Origin of the sequence: Acinetobacter sp. GFQ9D191M, from assembly GCF_011174875.1 — a bacterium.
GTDB lineage: Bacteria > Pseudomonadota > Gammaproteobacteria > Pseudomonadales > Moraxellaceae > Acinetobacter.
This window is the reverse complement of the sequence record NZ_JAALGV010000010.1, coordinates 61,566-80,139: the sequence shown is the minus strand read 5'-3', so window position 1 is coordinate 80,139 and position 18,574 is coordinate 61,566. Positions and strand designations below refer to the sequence as shown.

General features: G+C 45.8%; 17 protein-coding genes. 11 read left to right on the top strand and 6 right to left on the bottom strand.

Features of this window, described 5'->3' with window-relative positions:
- The first annotated feature begins 61 nt into the window (after positions 1-61).
- The 6 genes from G5T77_RS01810 to G5T77_RS01785 all read left to right on the top strand — a co-directional run bounded on the left by G5T77_RS01810 (position 62) and on the right by G5T77_RS01785 (position 5,802).
- Positions 62-1,477 (top strand): ammonium transporter, encoded by a 1,416-nt coding sequence (locus G5T77_RS01810; RefSeq protein ID WP_166136495.1) that lies wholly within the window; start codon positions 62-64, stop codon positions 1,475-1,477.
- A 139-nt stretch (positions 1,478-1,616) separates the two neighbouring features.
- Positions 1,617-2,084 carry a transcriptional regulator NrdR gene (gene nrdR / locus G5T77_RS01805; protein ID WP_004787309.1) on the top strand — a complete coding sequence of 156 codons (468 nt, stop codon included), beginning with the start codon at positions 1,617-1,619 and terminating at the stop codon, positions 2,082-2,084.
- A 2-nt stretch (positions 2,085-2,086) separates the two neighbouring features.
- Complete coding sequence (gene ribD, locus G5T77_RS01800) at positions 2,087-3,175, top strand: bifunctional diaminohydroxyphosphoribosylaminopyrimidine deaminase/5-amino-6-(5-phosphoribosylamino)uracil reductase RibD (protein WP_166136492.1); 1,089 nt, start codon at positions 2,087-2,089, stop codon at positions 3,173-3,175.
- Positions 3,172-4,464: a DNA adenine methylase gene (locus G5T77_RS01795; protein ID WP_034703433.1), complete on the top strand. Its 1,293-nt coding sequence runs from the start codon at positions 3,172-3,174 to the stop codon at positions 4,462-4,464. Before ribD ends, G5T77_RS01795 begins: the two co-directional genes overlap by 4 nt.
- A gap of 23 nt (positions 4,465-4,487) precedes the next feature.
- A complete protein-coding gene (locus tag G5T77_RS01790; RefSeq protein WP_166136489.1) occupies positions 4,488-5,147 on the top strand; it encodes a riboflavin synthase in 660 nt (219 codons plus the stop codon).
- A gap of 109 nt (positions 5,148-5,256) precedes the next feature.
- Positions 5,257-5,802 (top strand): VTT domain-containing protein, encoded by a 546-nt coding sequence (locus tag G5T77_RS01785; RefSeq protein ID WP_166136486.1) that lies wholly within the window; start codon positions 5,257-5,259, stop codon positions 5,800-5,802.
- 102 nt (positions 5,803-5,904) lie between these two features.
- On the opposite strand, the gene G5T77_RS01780 is transcribed toward G5T77_RS01785, so the two are convergent.
- The 3 genes from G5T77_RS01780 to G5T77_RS01770 are packed head-to-tail and all read right to left on the bottom strand — an operon-like array spanning position 5,905 to position 8,394.
- A complete protein-coding gene (locus G5T77_RS01780; RefSeq protein ID WP_166136483.1) occupies positions 5,905-6,519 on the bottom strand; it encodes a hypothetical protein in 615 nt (204 codons plus the stop codon).
- A gap of 26 nt (positions 6,520-6,545) precedes the next feature.
- The gene (locus G5T77_RS01775; RefSeq protein ID WP_166136479.1) at positions 6,546-6,953 is read right to left on the bottom strand and encodes a DNA polymerase III subunit chi; all 408 of its coding nucleotides are present in this window, start codon (positions 6,951-6,953) and stop codon (positions 6,546-6,548) included.
- The gene (locus G5T77_RS01770; RefSeq protein ID WP_166136476.1) at positions 6,946-8,394 is read right to left on the bottom strand and encodes a leucyl aminopeptidase; all 1,449 of its coding nucleotides are present in this window, start codon (positions 8,392-8,394) and stop codon (positions 6,946-6,948) included. The genes G5T77_RS01775 and G5T77_RS01770 overlap by 8 nt, the downstream gene beginning before the upstream one ends.
- A 156-nt stretch (positions 8,395-8,550) precedes the next feature.
- Here G5T77_RS01770 and lptF point away from each other — a divergent pair, with 156 nt between their 5' ends.
- From lptF to G5T77_RS01750, 4 genes are all read left to right on the top strand, one after another.
- Positions 8,551-9,651: an LPS export ABC transporter permease LptF gene (gene lptF, locus G5T77_RS01765; protein ID WP_166136473.1), complete on the top strand. Its 1,101-nt coding sequence runs from the start codon at positions 8,551-8,553 to the stop codon at positions 9,649-9,651.
- A 2-nt stretch (positions 9,652-9,653) separates the two neighbouring features.
- Positions 9,654-10,724, top strand: coding sequence for an LPS export ABC transporter permease LptG (gene lptG / locus G5T77_RS01760; RefSeq protein WP_166136470.1), 1,071 nt, complete (start codon positions 9,654-9,656; stop codon positions 10,722-10,724).
- A 124-nt stretch (positions 10,725-10,848) separates the two neighbouring features.
- The gene (gene gpmI / locus G5T77_RS01755; protein ID WP_166136467.1) at positions 10,849-12,396 is read left to right on the top strand and encodes a 2,3-bisphosphoglycerate-independent phosphoglycerate mutase; all 1,548 of its coding nucleotides are present in this window, start codon (positions 10,849-10,851) and stop codon (positions 12,394-12,396) included.
- Positions 12,397-12,419: 23 nt separating this feature from the next.
- Positions 12,420-13,592 (top strand): S41 family peptidase, encoded by a 1,173-nt coding sequence (locus tag G5T77_RS01750; RefSeq protein WP_166136463.1) that lies wholly within the window; start codon positions 12,420-12,422, stop codon positions 13,590-13,592.
- On the opposite strand, the gene G5T77_RS01745 is transcribed toward G5T77_RS01750, so the two are convergent.
- From G5T77_RS01745 to G5T77_RS01735, 3 genes are read right to left on the bottom strand one after another with little or no spacing between them, the layout of a single operon-like run.
- Positions 13,593-15,014: a sigma-54 dependent transcriptional regulator gene (locus tag G5T77_RS01745; protein WP_166136552.1), complete on the bottom strand. Its 1,422-nt coding sequence runs from the start codon at positions 15,012-15,014 to the stop codon at positions 13,593-13,595. It lies immediately after the preceding gene.
- Positions 15,015-15,031: 17 nt separating this feature from the next.
- Positions 15,032-16,597, bottom strand: coding sequence for an ATP-binding protein (locus G5T77_RS01740; protein ID WP_166136460.1), 1,566 nt, complete (start codon positions 16,595-16,597; stop codon positions 15,032-15,034).
- A gap of 27 nt (positions 16,598-16,624) precedes the next feature.
- Complete coding sequence (locus tag G5T77_RS01735; RefSeq protein WP_005233474.1) at positions 16,625-17,260, bottom strand: response regulator; 636 nt, start codon at positions 17,258-17,260, stop codon at positions 16,625-16,627.
- A gap of 216 nt (positions 17,261-17,476) precedes the next feature.
- On the opposite strand from G5T77_RS01735, the gene G5T77_RS01730 reads away from it, so the two are divergent.
- Complete coding sequence (locus G5T77_RS01730; protein WP_166136457.1) at positions 17,477-18,529, top strand: serine hydrolase; 1,053 nt, start codon at positions 17,477-17,479, stop codon at positions 18,527-18,529.
- The last annotated feature ends 45 nt before the right edge of the window (positions 18,530-18,574 follow it).

The following is an 18,574-nucleotide window of genomic DNA, read 5'->3' as shown; positions in this document are numbered from 1 at the left end:
TTTGGCACGAAGTTTGCTGAGTACCTAATAACTCACAAAAAAACATGGTTGGGGGATACGAATGAAAAAAATGCTAATGGCGTTCGGCTTGTCCAGCGCTCTTTTAGGTGGTTCTGTTGCGTGGGCTGAAGAGGCCGTAACAGCACCAACACCTACTGAAGAAGTCGCACTCGTTGCAGAGACTGGCGATACTTCACTTACAACAACAGACACAACTACAGCAGAGATTGCTGAAGTGGCGCCAGCGGAACCAGCAGCGCCTGCAGAAGAAGAAGCTACTCTCGATACTGGCGATACAGCCTGGATTCTCACTTCAACAGCCCTTGTATTACTGATGACCATTCCAGGTTTAGCCCTGTTCTATGGCGGTATGGTCCGTAAGAAAAATGTGCTGGCAACAATGGCACACAGCTTTGTTGCTGCAGCCGTAGTCAGTATTGCCTGGGTCGTGATTGGCTATACATTGGCCTTTGGTGAAGGAAATGCCTTTATCGGCAGTCTGGACAAGCTCATGCTGGCTGGAATAACCACCGATGCGCTTTCAGGCACGATTCCTGAAATCCTGTTCGTGATCTTCCAAATGACGTTTGCCATCATTACGGTTGCCATCATCAGCGGTTCAATTGCGGAACGTATGAAGTTTGGTGCTTTTGTGGCATTCATTGCACTTTGGGTGATTCTGGTTTATGCGCCAATTACTCACTGGGTATGGGGTGGCGGCTGGTTAGGCAACGACGGCGCGCTTGACTTTGCTGGTGGTACAGTCGTTCACATCAACTCAGGTGTAGCGGGTCTGGTTGCAGCCTACATGCTTGGTAAACGTATGGGCCTTGGCCGTGAATCAATGGCGCCACATAATCTGACTTTAACTGTAGTCGGTGCAAGCTTACTTTGGGTAGGTTGGTTCGGCTTCAATGGTGGTTCAGCATTGGGTGCGAATGGTTCTGCAGGTTATGCGCTGATCGTAACTCAAGTTGCAGCAGCGGCAGCAGCGATCTCTTGGTTAATTACTGAAAAAGTAGTACGTGGTAAAGCCTCTGTATTAGGTGGGGCTTCTGGTGCGGTAGCAGGTCTGGTGGTGATTACTCCAGCAGCTGGTTTCGTTACTGTCGGTGGTGCACTGGCAATGGGTTTGATCGGTGGTGTGGTATGTTTCTGGGGTATTACTGCTCTGAAACGCGCACTAAAAGCCGACGATTCTCTAGATGCCTTTGGTTTGCACGGTGTGGGTGGTATCGTTGGTGCGATTCTGACAGCATTCTTCGCAAGCGAATTCATCATGGGTGATGCTGCTCCAGCAAATGTAATGAGCCAACTTTGGGTTCAAGTTGAAGGTGTACTTGCAACTATCGCTTACTCTGCAGTATTAACTTTCGTGATTCTTAAAGTGATTGATCTGATCATCGGTATCCGTGTTTCTTCTGATGATGAACGCATGGGTCTGGACTTAAGTCAACATGGCGAACGTGTAGAATAATCTGCTAAAACAATAATCAATATATTGTGTAAAACAGCCCATCTGGGCTGTTTTTTTTCTATATGTTGCGTAAAACTCTACAAAGTTTGGAATTTTTGCTACACTCGGAAATCATCAGGATTTGTTCAATTAAACCGCTATGCATTGCCCATTTTGCAATACACCAGACAGTAAAGTGATTGATTCACGCCTGGCCGCTGAAGGTTGCCAGATTCGCCGCCGTCGTGAATGCGTCAGTTGTAATGAACGTTTTACTACCTTTGAAAGTTATGAAGTGGTGATGCCGCGTGTCATCAAATCCGATGGCAAGAATGAACCCTTTGATGAAGCCAAATTACGTCGCTCACTGATGCATGCCTTGCAGAAACGTCCTGTGACTCAAGAACAGATTGAAACGGTGCTGAGTGATATCCAGTTGCAGATTCGCCGTCTGGGTGAGCGAGATGTGAAATCACGTACTATTGGTGAAATTGTCATGCAATCTCTATTCGCACTTGATCATGTGGCTTATGTCCGTTTTGCTTCGGTGTATCAGGATTTCCAGGATGTCGAAGCCTTTCGTCGTCAGATTGAACAGATGCAGCAACGTGGTGAGTTTCAAGAATAAGCATGACTGAACTCACTCAAGATCAAATCTGGATGCGCCGTGCCATCGAACTGGCACGTCAGGGGCAGTACTCCACTAAACCGAATCCGAATGTCGGCTGTATCATTGTCAAAGATGGCGTAGTCGTGGGTGAAGGTTTCCATCCTAAAGCCGGTCAGCCTCATGCGGAAGTCTTTGCCATGCGTCAGGCGGGAGAGCAGGCATGCGGTGCAACTGCGTATGTGACGCTGGAACCTTGTGCGCATTATGGTCGTACACCGCCGTGTGCCAAAGGATTGGTTGAAGCAGGTGTGGCTAAAGTGATTGTTGCCTGTCCTGATCCAAATCCACTGGTTGCTGGTAAAGGTGTGCAGATTCTGAAAGATGCTGGTATCAACGTTGAAGTGGGTATTTGTGAAGATGAAGCGCATCTGCTGAATGATGGCTTTCTGAAAGCCATGGCAACCGGTATGCCTTATGTGCGTCTCAAAATTGCATCAAGCTTAGATGGCCGTACGGCTATGGCATCCGGTGAATCGAAATGGATTACCGGTGCAGAAGCTCGTCAGGATGTGCAACATTGGCGTGCGATTTCTGGTGCGGTGATTACTGGGATTGAAACCGTATTAGCAGATGACTGTCAGCTTAATGTCCGTAGTCTGAAGGGTGTTGATGATATTAACAGCATCGTTCAGCCAAAGCGGGTTATTCTGGATCGCCAAGGCCGTTTGCTACTCACTGCCAAAATTCTGGAACAGCCGGAAACGGTAATGGTCATGGGGCCATATCGTCCGGAACTGGCTGACCTGGGTGTGACCCAACTTGAGATTCAGTCTTTACAAGAATTATTACAGCAACTGGTTCAGCAGCATCAGATATATGATGTGCTGGTGGAAGCAGGTGCGACTTTATCTACTGCATTTTTACAGGCAGGGCTGGTGGATGAACTCATCAGTTATGTTGCACCGACTTTATTGGGGCAAACTGCGCGTAGTATGTTCAATGCAGAATTCAGCCGAATGGCAGAACAACTTCGATTCAAGTTGCAGGACGTGACCCGTTTGGGTGATGACGTGCGCTTCAGGTTAATTCCCTCTCAAGAGACACTATGAATTCAGAGTCTACGGTTTACCACAAACGTCGCCATGCGGCACGTACCACAGATGAATATCTTTTCCATCAGCTGGTTCCTTATCTGGGGAACAAACGCCGTTTACTACACTTAATTCTGGAAGCACTTGAGAGCACGGGAACCCTAAAACGTGAAGATGGCCGTGCGCCGATTTTTGCCGATTTTTTTGCAGGTTCCGGGGTGGTTTCACGTCTGGCCCGTCAGAATGGCTATCGGGTGATTGCCAATGACTGGGAACCCTATAGTCATGCACTCAATCATGCAGTTTTAGCTTGTACTGAAGCACCTGCCTTTAAAGAGCTCGGTGGCTATCAGAAAGCGATTGATTATCTGAACCGTTTGCCTGAAGTTAAAGGCTGGGTGACACATAACCTGTGTCCGCGTAATGATGAGATTTATGATCCGACCCGAGACCGTTTGTTCTTCAAACGCCGTAACGGCATGCGTATCGATGCCATCCGTCAGCAGATTGCCACCTGGCAGGCTCAAGGTGCGATTGATGACGTGGAAATGAGTGCTTTGCTGGCACCGCTGCTCTATTCAGCCAGTTTTGTCAGCAATACCTCAGGTGTATTTAAAAGTTTCCATCATGGTTGGGGCGGTAAAACCCAGACTGCACTAGAACGCATTGAATCACTACTTTGGTTAACGCCAAGCCGTTTCTGTGAAGATGCTAAGCATCAAGGACCTGCCGCAGAAATGTGGTGTGTGGATGCCCAACACTTAGCCAATCAGATGAGTGGTTTTGAAGTCGATGTGGCTTATCTGGATCCACCGTATAACCAGCATGCCTATAGTAGTAACTATCATGTACTCAATGCTTTAACGCTGTGGGATCAGGTGGATTTACCGACTCCAGACACTAAAGGCTTCAAGAGCGGGATTGACCGTGCATGGCGTAAAGAACGTCCAAGTCAGTACAACTCATCCAAGCATGCCAAAGAAGCCTATGAAACTTTGTTGGCGACCATTAATGCGCGTTTTATCCTGACCAGTTATTCAACCGATGGTAATATCAGTGCCACAGATTTGCTGCAGGCCAACCTGAAACGTGGCCGTGTAACCTTGCTCACTCAGGATGTGCCACGTTATCGTGTCAGTAAGCAGCGCCAGTCTGAACGTGCACGCGTATTGGAATTTATTGTAATTACCGACACGCATGCCAAGTCAGGTCCACCAATTCGTCAGTTACTGAGCCAGTTGCATCATTATGCTGAGCTGGGCGGTGTGGATACGACCGGCGTGAGCACCCAATTGGCCTTGTGGTAAGCGCAGAGAAAAAGGAAATAAAGATGTTTACAGGTATTATTGAAAGTCTGGGCAAGGTCGAGAGCTTGCAAAGCGTTGGCGGTGATGTACGCTTACGCATCCAGACGGATCTGGATATGTCCGATGTACATCTGGGTGACTCGATTGCCACCAATGGCATCTGTCTGACCGTAATTGACTGGGGTGAGAACTGGTATGCTGCAGACGTATCACGTGAAAGCCTGGACCGGACTACACTGGCTAACTGGAAAGTCGGCCAACCTGTAAATGTCGAAAAGGCAATGCTGCCAACTACACGCTTTGGCGGACATATTGTCTCTGGTCATGTCGATGCGGTTGGTGAAATTACAGTAGTACGTTCCGATGCCCGTTCCATTTATTTTGAAGTGACTGCACCAAAAGAAATTGCCAAATATTTGGCAGAGAAGGGCTCTATAACAGTAGATGGTATCAGCCTGACCATTAACCACTTGCGTGGTAACATCCTTAGTCTGAATCTGATTCCACATACAGCCGAACGTACCAATATTAGTACCTGGAAGTTAGGCACTAAAGTCAATCTGGAAGTGGATGTACTGGCGCGTTATATCGAGCGTTTATTGCTTGGTGACAAGGCCGCAGAAACTACAGAACAGTCTAAAATCAGCATGGAATTCTTAGCCGAAAATGGCTTTTTGAAATAAATCCGCTGAGCAATTACCAGACAGTCTAATTGAAAAATTAGACTGTTTTTTTATTTTTCGGGATAATACGTAGCTCAACTCGCGATTTTAGCCCCAGTGGACAGGTCGAATGCTCGATTTTTTACTTCATCTTGAACAGTCTTTACCTCTATTGCTGGAGCAGTATGGGGTGTGGATCTATGCAATTTTGTTCCTGGTGATTTTTGCGGAAACAGGTTCGCCATTTTTTTTCTTTTTGCCCGGTGACAGTCTGTTGATTGCCGTCGGTGCGCTGTGTTCCAGCTCCGATCTGATTACCTTACACTCCATGGGTTTATTGCTGCTGATTGCTTCGATTCTGGGTTATACCGTGAATTATTATTCAGGCAGGGTGCTCGGATTAAAATATTTCAATGAGCATTCACGGTTTTTCAAACCCGAATATATGGTCAAAACCAATCATTATTTTATGAAACATGGTGGCAAGACGATCTTAATTGCGCGTTTTATTCCCTTTGTACGTTCCTTCGGTCCTTTTGCGGCAGGTTCTGGCCATATGAGCTTTGCGACTTTCAGTTTTTATAATGTGGCTGGGGGAATTCTCTGGATTAGCACTCTGCTAGGGGCGGGCTATCTGCTTGGCAATACTGCATTTTTACTGGCTGACTTGATTTAATTTTAAAGTGGATTTTATAGTTTGATGGAATAAACTAACCAAAACAGGAGAAAGATTAGGCTGAAAAATAAAAAGAATCTTTCAGCCAACTGACTATCAAATTTACTTAGCCAGATCAGAATTCTTCAGAATATAATCAATTTCTTCCTTGGCTGCAGCGCTTAATTTCTCACGCAGTGCATTGACGGTTTGTTCAATCACAGTTTCTGCTTCGAGTTCCAGACGTAACCGTAAGCTTTCCAGCTCAGACGAAATCTGGGTATCGTCGATATTTAAGCGACCTTTGGCAAAGTCGAGCACCTGATCCGGATTTTTCTGATAACGCGCGGCATAATCCTGAACTTCAGTATCCAGCATATGACGCATTTCAGCCAGCTTCTGGGTTTGCTCGGCAAATTTTCGCTCTTCATCACGGCGTAGCTGTTCGGCATAGGCCTGTTCGTCAGCACGTTTTTCGGCTAAAGCTTTTTCGAGTGCCCGTTGTCTGCGAATGCGTGCTTCTTCAATCAGTTCGGCCTTGCGCTGTGCATACGCTGTTTCAATTTTACGCTCAGACTCTTTCTGTAACTGTTGGTCGCGAACGAGCCATTCTTCTACAGCGGTTTCAGGCTTAAGTACTTCACAGATGCGCGAGAGGTCATCGATAAAGGTCTGACGTACAGCCTCAGGCGTGTTTAACCAGCGCTGTTTAAAATCTGGACCTACATTTAATGCCACTTGCATCTCCTTGTTCACGTGATTACTTAGAGCTTAAAGGTATTTGGCTGAATGCCAAAGCGACGATATTGTTTATATTTCTCACGTCCCAGCTGTTTAGCCGGTTCATTGTTTTCAATAATCTCAATAATGTGACTAAATTTCGCATCAGGTTCAAGTGCTTCCGGATTAAAATTAAAAATAATCCAGCCCGACAGCTCTGGTAATTGAGCCGAAATACACACGGTTGCATCTGGCTGATCGATTCCATGTGGAATAAAGCTAGCGGGATCAAAGTTCCACAGCTTTTCATCCAGTTCCTGCTGTAAGGCAGGATCGGTACACAGCAGCCAGATGCGCTCTGGCTGACGCAAAATTTTACGGCATAAACGACAAGTGCTGTCCACGTGCCGTTCAGGGCTTTTTTCAAATAAATAAAAGCTGACCTTAGCCATGCTTTTGGACGCGATTAGCCAGGAATTGCATTAATAGAGGTACTGGACGGCCAGTTGCACCTTTATTTGGACCTGAATTCCATGCAGTACCAGCGATATCCAAGTGAGCCCAGCGATAGTCACGCGTAAAACGTTGCAGGAAGCATGCAGCCGTTACAGAACCGGCTTTAGGGCCACCAATATTGGCAATATCAGCAAATGGGGAATCCAGTTGTTCCTGATAGTCGTCCAGTATCGGCATGCGCCATACACGGTCAAATGCATTTTGGCCGGCGGTTTCAAGTTCTGCAGCCAGCTCATTGTCTGGCGTAAACATACCGGTCAAGACTGAACCTAAGGCCACTACACAAGCACCGGTTAGAGTTGCAATATCAATCACCAGAGCAGGATTAAAGCGTTTTACATAAGTTAATGCATCGCAGAGTACCAGACGGCCTTCAGCATCAGTATTTAAAATTTCAACAGTTTGACCACTCATGGTGGTGACAATGTCACCTGGACGGGTGGCTTTGCCCGACGGCATATTTTCCGCTGCAGCAATCGCACCCACCACATGAATTGGTAAACGAGATTCGCATAGCGCACGAAGGGTGCCCAGGACTGAAGCCGCACCGCACATATCATATTTCATTTCGTCCATGCCAGCGCCTGGTTTTAATGAAATACCGCCGGTATCAAAAGTAATGCCTTTACCCAGTAATACTACTGGTGCTTCTTCACGATGCGCCAGATATTCAATCGTAATAATACGGCCTGGACGGTCTGAACCTTTGCTGACTGCAAGGAAGGCACCCATGCCAAGGTCAGCCATTTGCTGTTCATTGAGTACAGTCACTTTAAGCAGGTCTGGATATTGAGCCGCCAGCGCTTGGGCCTGTTCTGCCAGATATTCCGGGAAGCAGATATTGCCAGGACGGTTACCCAGATCACGCGCCAGATTCTGACCAGTCTGAACGGCCTGTATCAATTGCAACTGTTCAGCTGTTAGCGGAGTTTCGGCAGCGATAAAATCAATCTGCTCCAGAATAAATTCGTTCTTTTTTGACTTGTATTCGTCATAGCCGTAGCTGGCCTGAGTTAAAGCCAATGCAAACAGATAGTGCAATTCTTGTGGAAGTTGTGTCAGATCAACAGAAATCTGTTTGAATTTTTTTTGAGAGGCTTTAATAATGGCTTGGGCAATTTTCGCCAGTTTTCCCGCTTGTAATTCGGCAGTCTTGCCGAGGCCGATCAGGGCCGCATGCTGAGACTGGCTGACCTGTCCAATCAGGCTTAAACTTTCTGCTAGACCGGCCTTGAATTGGGAGGCTTCAATTAATGTGTCTAGGTTATTGATTTGGTATGTTGATGCAGCGCTCTGAATTTGCTCTGAGTCGACTAAAATCAACAAAGATTGACTTGATCCATTCTCTGGGAATGACGTATTAATTGTAAGGTTCATATCTTGTTTTCACGCCTGTTTAGATTTGCAAATCATTCAAGCATTGAAACATTTATCCGAATAGATTTTCAATGGGCAGAGCCGCCTAGGTTTTATATTTTTGCTATTCGGGTAAACTAGCACTCGTTTTATGGAGCTCATTTTGGAAGAACTAATTTGATTATTCGGCGTTATCTGGTCAAGCAAGTGATATCGACCTCCTTGGTGGTGATTGCCTTACTGACCCTTATCATGATGGGCGGTCGTTTGATCAAGTATTTTGGTGTGGCCGCACAGGGGCGTCTGGATGCTGGAATCCTGTTCAGCATCATTGGTTATCGTTTGCCTGAATTCCTGACCCTGATTCTTCCACTTGGGTTTTTTATTGGCTTAATGCTGGTCTTTGGTCGTCTCTATGTTGATCATGAGATGGCGGTCTTAAACGGTAGCGGAATTAGCCGACATCAGCTGGCACGTCTTTTGATTCCAATGACTTTGGTCTATCTCCTTGCACAAGGCTTTCTCATGCTGTGGGCTTCACCGTGGGGGATTCGACAGTTCGAAGCCTTGACCAGTGAGCAGGCAGTACGAACCGGCTTTGATCTGGTTCGGCCTAAAGAATTTATTTCTTCCGGACCTTATACGATTTATGCCGGAGATCTATCCGAAGATCGCAAAAACTTGAAAGATATTTTCTTCTATCAGCGTGCGGAAAAAGAAGGCAAGCCGGATGTGATGATTCTGGCGCAGGAAGCGACCCGAATTGAAATGCCGAATGATGCGGCCAATGTGGTCGACCTGGTCAATGGTCGCCGCTATGAAATTTATCCAGGCACGCCGCAATATACTCAAGCTGAATTTGAAAGCTATCGTTTACGGATCGAAAGTGATAAAGAAGCAGAATTGGCCAGTGATGAAGTTGAAGCCTTGCCGACCGGACAGCTTTGGAAAAACCGTCAAGATCCTGTCGTAGCCAGTGAACTTGGCTGGCGTGTCTTTGTACCATTTGCCATTGTGATTGCCCTGATTTTATCTGTAGCCTTGTCTGAAGTCAGTCCGCGTCAGGGGCGCTATCTCAAATTATTCCCGGCACTGATGATCTTTGCCAGCCTGATTGTCGCCCTGATGGCGATCAAAACCCGGGTCAGTAAAGCAGAAATGGGCATTTGGGCTTATCCATTAGTCCTGATCATTTATGCTATAGCCGGTGCATTGTTCTCACGTAAACAGAATTTGGCGCCAAAAATTAAAAAACGGATTCAGCGAGTGAGGTCTTAACAATGTTAGCACGTCGTATAGTTGCCAAACATGTGACCGGAACCACTGCGCTGGCGATGCTTGGGGCAACAGCTGTTCTTTCAGGTCTGCAGGTCTTATTTACGTATTTAGGTGAATTGGGTTCCCTGAAAGAAGGCTATGGTGCCTGGGATGCCTTGAAATATGTACTCTGGGGCGCACCCAATTATTTGTATGAAATCCTGCCAATTTCGGCACTGATTGGCGCGGTACTCGGTTTGGGTACATTGGCTTCCAATAGTGAACTGATCGTAATGCGTTCAGTCGGTGTTAGCCTGTGGCGGATTGTCGGCTGGGTGATCCGTTCAGCATTGCTATTAGTCGTATTATCGTTTGCCCTGAGCGAGTGGGTGATTCCATATACCAATGAACAGGCCAAAGCAGTCAAAAGCTATAACAAGCCGGTAAAAATTGGTGAAGTGAAAGGTTACTGGACGCGTGAGGGCAATCGCTTTATCTATATTGATTATGCCAACGCCAAAGGCCAGCTGAAAAAGGTACAGATGCTGGACTTTGATGACAATTACCGTCTGCGGGGCACTCTGGATGCCAAGCAGGGTGAGTTTGTCAAAGATGGGGCCTGGAAACTAGATAGCACAGAACAGTTTGATATTTTACAAAATGGCAATGCGACACTAGTACAGCATGATGAGCAGCCACTGACTTTGGCCTTGCAGCCGAAATATGTGCATATGGTCACGATTGATCCGGAAGATTTATCGCCAAGCCAGCTGGTGAGCTTTATGAGCTATATGCATGAATATAGTCAGGTACCTAAAACCTATCAGCTGGCCTTCTGGCAGAAAGTCGGTTCGCCATTTGCCCTGATTGCGCTGGTAGTGATTGCCTGTTCATTTATTTTCGGGCCATTGCGTCAGCAATCGATGGGCTTCCGTTTGGTGATTGCGTTATTCGCAGGGTTAGGCTTCTTCTATCTGCAGGATTTTTTCGGTTATGCCAGTCTGGTCTATGCGCCGTCACCGGCATGGTTTGTATTTATTCCTATTTTGCTGATGTTTGCTATTGGCGGCTACTTGCTCCATCGGGCCCGCTAAACTACAGGAAAATAGAAGAAATCAATCGCAACAAGAGGCTTAAACCATCGTCTGGTCATGGCCTCTTTTTGCAAAATTCGGTAAACTAGAGCGATTAATTCGTAGACGAAAAGAGTATTTCATTATGACGGATGCAACTGCTGGCAAAATCCCTCACGTTTTGGTGATTATGGATGGTGTGGGTCATCGCGAAGCGGTCGAAGACAATGCGTTTTTAGCGGCTAAACGACCAAATTTAACTGCTATGCAGGAAAAGCATCCGCATGGTTTGATCTCAGGTTCAGGTGAAGATGTCGGCCTGCCTGATGGTCAAATGGGGAACTCTGAAGTTGGTCATATGAATCTCGGTGCTGGCCGTGTGCTGTATCAGGACTTTACCCGTATTACCAAAGATATCCGTACTGGTGCTTTCTTCGAACATGAAGTGCTGGTGGATGCGGTTGAAAAAGCCAAAGCAGCAAATGGCGCAGTCCACATTATGGGTCTGTTGTCTGAAGGTGGTGTGCACTCACACGAAGATCATATCGTGGCCATGGCTGAACTGGGATTAAAACGTGGTGCTCAGGTTTATCTGCATGCGTTCCTGGATGGCCGTGATACGCCACCAAAAAGTGCGCAACCCTCTTTAGAAAAACTGGATGCATTATTTGCTCAATATCCGGGCCAGGGTCGTATTGTCAGCATGATCGGTCGTTATTTTGCCATGGACCGTGACAACCGTTGGGATCGTGTAGAGCAAGCGTATCGTCTGCTGACTGAAGGTGAAGCAATGCGTACTGCAGCTACTGCAGTTGAAGGTCTGGAACAGGCTTATGCTGCAGAGGAATCAGATGAATTCGTAAAAGCGACTCGCATTGGCGACACTGTGAAGATTCAGGATGGCGACAGCGTCGTATTCATGAACTTCCGTGCTGACCGTGCTCGTGAATTGACTCGTGCCTTTGTTGAAAAAGATTTTGCCGGTTTTGAACGTAAGGTTGTACCGAATCTGGCGAAATTCGTGATGTTGACCCGTTATCAGGCGACCATTGATGCGCCAGTAGCCTATATGCCAGAAGCGCTGGTAAATTCTTTAGGTGAGTATCTGTCGAACCTGGGTAAAACTCAGCTACGTATTGCAGAAACCGAGAAATATGCGCATGTAACCTTCTTCTTTAGCGGTGGCCGTGAAGATGAATATCCAGGTGAAAAACGTATCCTGATCCCATCTCCAAATGTTGCGACTTATGACCTGAAACCGGAAATGAGTGCCTATGAAGTAACAGATGAACTGGTGGCAGCGATCAATTCAGGCGAGTTTGACCTACTGGTTGTGAACTATGCCAATGGTGATATGGTCGGCCATACTGGTGTATTTGATGCAGCAGTGAAAGCCGTTGAAGCCGTGGATACTTGCTTAGGCCGAGTTTATGAAGCTGTGATGGCGAAAAAAGGTCATATGATTATTACTGCAGACCATGGTAATGTGGAGCAGATGCAGGATTATCAGAGCGGTCAAGTGCATACCCAGCATACCACTGAACTGGTTCCATTTATCTATGTGGGTCCAAGCTCTGCAACAATCGCAGAAGGTGGCGTATTGGCTGATGTCGCACCAACCCTGCTGAACTTGATGCAAATTCCGGTACCAGCTGAAATGCAGGGTCGCAATCTTATTGAGCTGCACGCTTAATCTTTTATAAAACAGGTCTAAGAATGATAAAAACACATGGCAAGTCTGTAGTCTTATCCTGCTTACTGATGTGTTTGAGTCATTCCGCCTGGAGTGCTGTTTCGACCGAGATGGCACTCGATGAACTGGAAATGGATGAACAGGTCTATAATGAAATTCCTGTTACATCCATCCAAGAATTTGTTCAGATTTATGGCATCGTCAAAGATAATTATATTCAAGACAAAAATGACGATGTGCTTTTCCAGCAAGCCATTCAAGGTTTGGTGAGCGGCCTGGACCGCTATTCCCGCTATTTATCTCCTGAAGACTATAAACAGCTGCGTGAATATACTGAAGGTGATCTGGCCAGTATTGATTTTGATCTGCATTTTAATTCACAGCTAAAACAATGGATGGTACAAGGCCTAAGTCCGGATGCTGACTCTGCCAAACAAGGCCTTCGCAATGGTGTCACAGTTTATAAGATTGATGATCAGGTCTTGAGTGCGCTGAAACGTGAGCAGGTGCGAGATTTATTGACTGGTGCCATTGGCTCTACTTTAACGCTTCAGCTTTCTGCGCAAAGTGTACCGATTACACTGGTCCGCAATACCAAAGTGGATACCGAGATTAAATCGACTTTACACAGTAATCAGGTTCTGGTGCTGCAGGTCAAAGTTTTCCAGCAAGATACTGCTAATGAAATCAAGCGAATTATTGAAAGTTATTCAACCAATCGCCTGAAAGCAGTGCTGTTTGACTTACGTAATAATCCGGGTGGTTTATTGTCTGCGGCTGTTGAATCAGCAGATTTGTTCCTGAATCAGGGTATTATTGTTTCGACCAAGAGCCGTTCTGAAGGTAATCAGCAATTTCAGGCACTTCCAGGAATTGAATTTCAAAATCTGAAAGTCGGGATTCTAATCAATAACCGTTCGGCTTCCGCTGCAGAAGTATTTACTGCTGCTCTGAAAGAACATAATCGTGCCTGGGTGGTAGGGGAAAAGAGCTATGGCAAAGGGGTGGTGCAGAAACTGTTTCCTTTGAGCAATGGCTCTGCTTTGCAGATGACTGTATCGCAATACTTTAGCCCGAGCGGCAATATGATCGAAGGACATGGGATTCAACCACATTTCACCTATCCTCTCGGTCAGGATGCACGTGAGGAGAGCTATCTGGATCACGTCACAGACTTGCTGCTCCTGCAGAAATAATTATTCCTCTTCTTCGGTATCCAGTCCGAATTTTTTCAGGCGGTAACGTAAAGACCGAAACGACATACCCAGTTTCTTCGCGGCTAATGTACGGTTCCAATGCGTCAGATTCAAAGCATTCAGCAGAATTTCTTTTTCAATCTTTTCTAAATACAGTTCCAGACCTTCCTCGGGGAGTTTCTTGGGAATAATGATCTGATCCGTAGATGAGGTCGGCTCTGCCAGATTTGCCGTTTCTGATTGGACGGATACCGTATGACGCAGTGGAGCAGTTTGCAAATGCTGAAGGTCAATCTTATCTTCATCACTCAAAGTAATGGCACGTTCAATGATATTGCGCAGTTCACGCACATTGCCCGGATAATATTGCTCCAGTAAAAATTCCTTGCTCCGTTCCGTCAGTTTTTTCGCAGGAATCTCCCATTCCTGGCAGATCTTTTGAATAAAATGCTCAGCGAGGAGCAGAATATCCTGGCCGCGCTCACGCAATGGTGGTAAGACCAGATCCATCACATGAATACGGAAGAATAGGTCCTGACGAAATTTGCCTTGTTGTACCAGCGCATCGAGATCCTGATGGCTGGCGCTAATAACACGGAAATCGACATCAATTTCAGTATCAGAACCGACTGGACGAATGCGTTTTTCCTGAACTGCACGTAGCAGTTTGACCTGCATAGACAGGGGTAATTCAGCAATCTCATCTAAGAACAGACTACCTCCATGGGCAGACTGAATTAGCCCTTGTTTGTCCTGTGTCGCACCCGTAAAGCTGCCTTTCTTATGGCCAAATAGTTCGCTTTCCATCAGTTCGGTCGGAATCGCGCCGCAGTTAATTGCGATAAAAGGTCCTTCATTGCGATTGCTGAGACGATGGACCAGATTGGCCACCACTTCTTTCCCGGTCCCTGATTCGCCAGTAATAAATACCGGAGCCTGAGAACGGGCAATTTTTTTCAAGGTAACACGTAATTGCTGAATAGGCAGGGATTGCCCAATCAGCAATTTATGTGCTAGTGAATCATTGGAATTATTCTGATAATAGTCTACTGGTTTATTCAGTGCTTTTTGCAGCAGTTGTTCTAGATGCTTTTGATTGATCGGTTTGCTGACAAAGTCAAATGCACCTGCCTTGAGTGCAGCAATTGCAATATCCATATTGCCATAGGCCGTTAGAACAGCTACCGGAAGGTGAGGGGAATGCTGGTTAATCCAGTCCAGTAATTGCAGACCATTGCCATCAGGAAGATTTAGATCCGTCAGACATGCATCATATTGATGATCTGTCAGAAATTTTTTTGCATCTTCCAGACGATGGGCAATATGCGTACGGATTCCCATGCGCATCAATGACATTTGCATGAGGGTACACAGATCTTCCTCATCATCCACCAATAAGACCAGTGGTTGTTGTTCCACAATATTTCCCCTTATTCCTTTTATGCTGTCACACGTTGACAGCTAATCCGAAAGCATGCGCCTTGTTCTTGTGAAATGTAGTTGAGTTGTGCCTGATTGGCTTCACAAAAACTGTGTGATAAATATAGTCCGAGTCCCGTTCCATGGATAGATGTGCTGAAAAAAGGTTTAAATAATAATTCCTGATCATGGGTGGCAACACCAGAGCCAAAATCCCGGACATCTATCCATACTTTATGTTCATATGGGTGAATATTCAATTGAATATGGGGTGAATCCGGTGAATTATGCCGGATAGCATTACGAATCAGATTAATCAGAATCTGACGTAACTGGGCTTCATCGAACTGAATTGCCAGTGGTGCATCAATATTAAATTGAATCTGGTCCGCCACATCTGCTAAATCTTCCTGAATAAACAGTGGCATAAACTCATTCAGCTGAATCACGACCGGATGGGTTTCTTTATTCTTCACCATATTCAGGGTGTCTTGGATAATCCGGTCAATACGGGTAGCCTGTCGGCTGATCATCTGATGCAGGACCTGTTGCTGTTCAGGTTCAGAATCGAGATAAAGATCATTGGCCTGTACAATGGCAGCCAGAGGATTGCGAATTTCATGGGCAATACTGGCGGAAAGCTGGCCTAGAGCAGCAAGCTTTAACTGTTGCACCTGCTGATTAAGTTTGCGGGCATCTTGCAGCACGAGGAGAGTCAGAGTCTGGTGCGGCACAATCAGCTTTTGTACCTGCACATGAATATTATAACGACTCTGCTGGGATTCAAATTGAAACCGCTCGCCATTTTCTAGATTTTCAAAACGGATCAGTTCAAACAAGTCATTTTGAGATTGGTATAACGAAAACCTTTCATGGGCATACATTGGCTCAATGCCCAGCAGATGACAGGCAGCTGGATTGCTGAGCACCACATGGTAATTCTCATCTAAGACCAGATAACCAGTTTCAATCTGTTCCAGAATATAGCGGTTAATATTCTGTAAGCGATATAGTTCTAGCGATTGAGAAAAATTCAGGTTTTCCAGAATCTGAAAGCGCCGTACCGCAATTTGTCCCGAGCCATAGACGACAAAAAACAGAAAGGCCAGCAGGGCACTGTTGCCGATATTGGTAAGCGAGGAGAAAGCGAAAATACTGCCGATAAAATGCTGGTAGATGATACTAATCACCGCAATCAGGGTGATGATCAGGGCCTTCTTGGCATCCAGTAATAATGAGGCTGAAAAAATGGTAATAACAAAAATCAGTCCGAGATGGACATTTGGACCCTGACTGGCCAAGGTCAATAAACTCAGAAAAAAGACATCGCTGGCAAAAATCAGAATGAACTGTGGCTGAATCAGGCGCTTTACCCATCTCAGCGTAAACAGCTGCACAGTATTGACGGCGACGCCAATTATTAAGGCATAGTGATAGAGTTTAGGATACTGATAATCCGCAGTCATATCAGGATAAGTCAGCAGAAAAATCAACAACAGACCCGTGCTGATAATCAGGCGGTAGGCGCTATACCATAGGCCCAGATGATATTGATTCAGTTCAGAATAACTGGATGTTTGCGCCATAGAAACCGCATTAAGCAGAGGGTTAGATTAAGGTTTAATCAGGCCATAGCGCATTGCAAGATGGGTTAGTTTAACATCACTATCGATATTCAGTTTTTCGAAGATCCGGTAACGGTAAGTATTAACTGTTTTAACACTTACAAACAGCTTGTCGGCAATTTCCTGCGCGCTGATACAGTTCACTACCATCATGGCTACCTGCATTTCACGTTCAGACAGTGCGTCAAAAGGAGATTGCTGGGTATCGGACAGGTAAGAACTCGCCAGCTGTTCAGCAATGTCGGCACTGAAATATTTACCGCCCTGCATGACTTTATTGATGGCACGGACCATCTCTGATACAGGTGCACCTTTGGTGATATAACCTTTGGCACCTGCTTTCAATAATAGTGAAGGATAAGGTTCTTCAGCCAGGCCACTGACCGCAAGAACTTTGGTTTCAGGAGCAGTCTGTAGCAAACGGCGTGTGGTTTCTACACCACCGATACCTGGCATGTTGACATCTAACAGAACCACATTGGGATGATGCTGACGGACGAGGGTAATTGCTTCTTCACCAGATTCAGCCTGTCCAATCACCTGAACATCCGCATGGTCTTCCAGCATTCTGCAAATTCCAGTACGAACTAATTCATGGTCGTCGACAACTAAAACTGTGATCACCTAGACTCTCCCTCATTAAAAAATCATTTTTTTGTTACATAAAGCAAAATAAGCTTGCAATGAAACTACAAAATTAGCAATCCTATTCGCAGATTAAATCTGAAACTTATCACATAGTGTCAAGAACAAAAAATGTTCGGCATTGTGTTTAAATGTAAGGCATATTAGAGGTAATACGCAAATCAATCTTACCTCTGTTAGTTGAGTGAAGGAATAGTGAAGAAAATAAACAAGTCTTTAAGGCATCTACTCGGCCTGTCCGTGTTAATCAGCATGAGCACGACAAGTTTTGCTGAAATCATTATGAATTCTGGCACAACAGAGGGCGGATCCAGCATCAGCTGGTCTTCTGATGAAGTCAATCAGCTCATGAATGATAATTTGAGCGTATCTGCTGCAGAACCTTCACCACCAGGTTCAGCAACTGTTACGACGACGATTCGTCAGGGCAGTGCACCAGCGCCAGTACCGACAAAACCTGTACAGATTATTGATAATAGTCATTTTATTAATCAACCTGCTGTAAGTGCGCGTGCAGCTTTGGTGATGGATTCACAGACGGGTGAAGTGTTATTCAGTAAAAATACCAATAATGCTTACCCGATTGCGTCGATTACTAAATTGATGACTGCAGTAGTGATTTCAGATGCGCGTTTGAATATGTCTGAAAAAATTACCCTGCAACAGGCTGATTTTTCCTGTGCAGGCTGTAAGAGCTCAAGTTCTACCTTAAGAGCCGGGGACAGCATGAATCGTGCTGAAGCCTTATTATTTGCTTTGATGAAGTCTGAGAACCCGGCTGCAGCTGCATTGGCGCGTACTTATCCAGGCGGTCGTGCAGCCTTCATTGCGAAGATGAATGCCAAAGCTAAAGAGCTGGGCATGAATTCAACCCACTATATGGAATCTACTGGCCTGCATCCTGGCAATGTGTCTTCTGCACGTGATTTGGGGATTCTGGTCAATACCGCTTCACAGTATGGCCTGATCCGTCAATTCTCTACCACTGCCAGCTATGATTTCAACCTGGGTTACCGTGTATTGAAATCCAATAACACCAATTCACTGGTGCGTAATGGTGGCTGGAATATCAATCTGTCTAAAACCGGTTATATTAATGAAGCAGGACGTTGTGTCGTCATGCACACCACCTTGAATAACCGTCCTGTGGTGGTCGTGGTATTAGGTGCGGATTCAACTGCTGCACGTACCAATGATGCGACTCGTCTGATGACTTGGGTATCTAGCCTGCCTAAACAACGTGTTTAATCTTTTTTAAGCGCATATAAAAAGCCCTGCAATTGCAGGGCCTTT

Excerpts from the sequence above, each read along its gene's own strand:
- gpmI (WP_166136467.1), top strand. The coding sequence starts at position 10,849 with ATGACGGATGCAACTGCTGGCAAAATCCCTCACGTTTTGGTGATTATG.
- G5T77_RS01740 (WP_166136460.1), bottom strand. The coding sequence starts at position 16,597 with ATGGCGCAAACATCCAGTTATTCTGAACTGAATCAATATCATCTGGGC.
- nrdR (WP_004787309.1), top strand. The coding sequence starts at position 1,617 with ATGCATTGCCCATTTTGCAATACACCAGACAGTAAAGTGATTGATTCA.
- G5T77_RS01750 (WP_166136463.1), top strand. The coding sequence starts at position 12,420 with ATGATAAAAACACATGGCAAGTCTGTAGTCTTATCCTGCTTACTGATG.
- lptG (WP_166136470.1), top strand. The coding sequence starts at position 9,654 with ATGTTAGCACGTCGTATAGTTGCCAAACATGTGACCGGAACCACTGCG.
- G5T77_RS01810 (WP_166136495.1), top strand. The coding sequence starts at position 62 with ATGAAAAAAATGCTAATGGCGTTCGGCTTGTCCAGCGCTCTTTTAGGT.
- G5T77_RS01790 (WP_166136489.1), top strand. The coding sequence starts at position 4,488 with ATGTTTACAGGTATTATTGAAAGTCTGGGCAAGGTCGAGAGCTTGCAA.
- ribD (WP_166136492.1), top strand. The coding sequence starts at position 2,087 with ATGACTGAACTCACTCAAGATCAAATCTGGATGCGCCGTGCCATCGAA.
- G5T77_RS01785 (WP_166136486.1), top strand. The coding sequence starts at position 5,257 with ATGCTCGATTTTTTACTTCATCTTGAACAGTCTTTACCTCTATTGCTG.
- G5T77_RS01775 (WP_166136479.1), bottom strand. The coding sequence starts at position 6,953 with ATGGCTAAGGTCAGCTTTTATTTATTTGAAAAAAGCCCTGAACGGCAC.
- G5T77_RS01770 (WP_166136476.1), bottom strand. The coding sequence starts at position 8,394 with ATGAACCTTACAATTAATACGTCATTCCCAGAGAATGGATCAAGTCAA.
- G5T77_RS01795 (WP_034703433.1), top strand. The coding sequence starts at position 3,172 with ATGAATTCAGAGTCTACGGTTTACCACAAACGTCGCCATGCGGCACGT.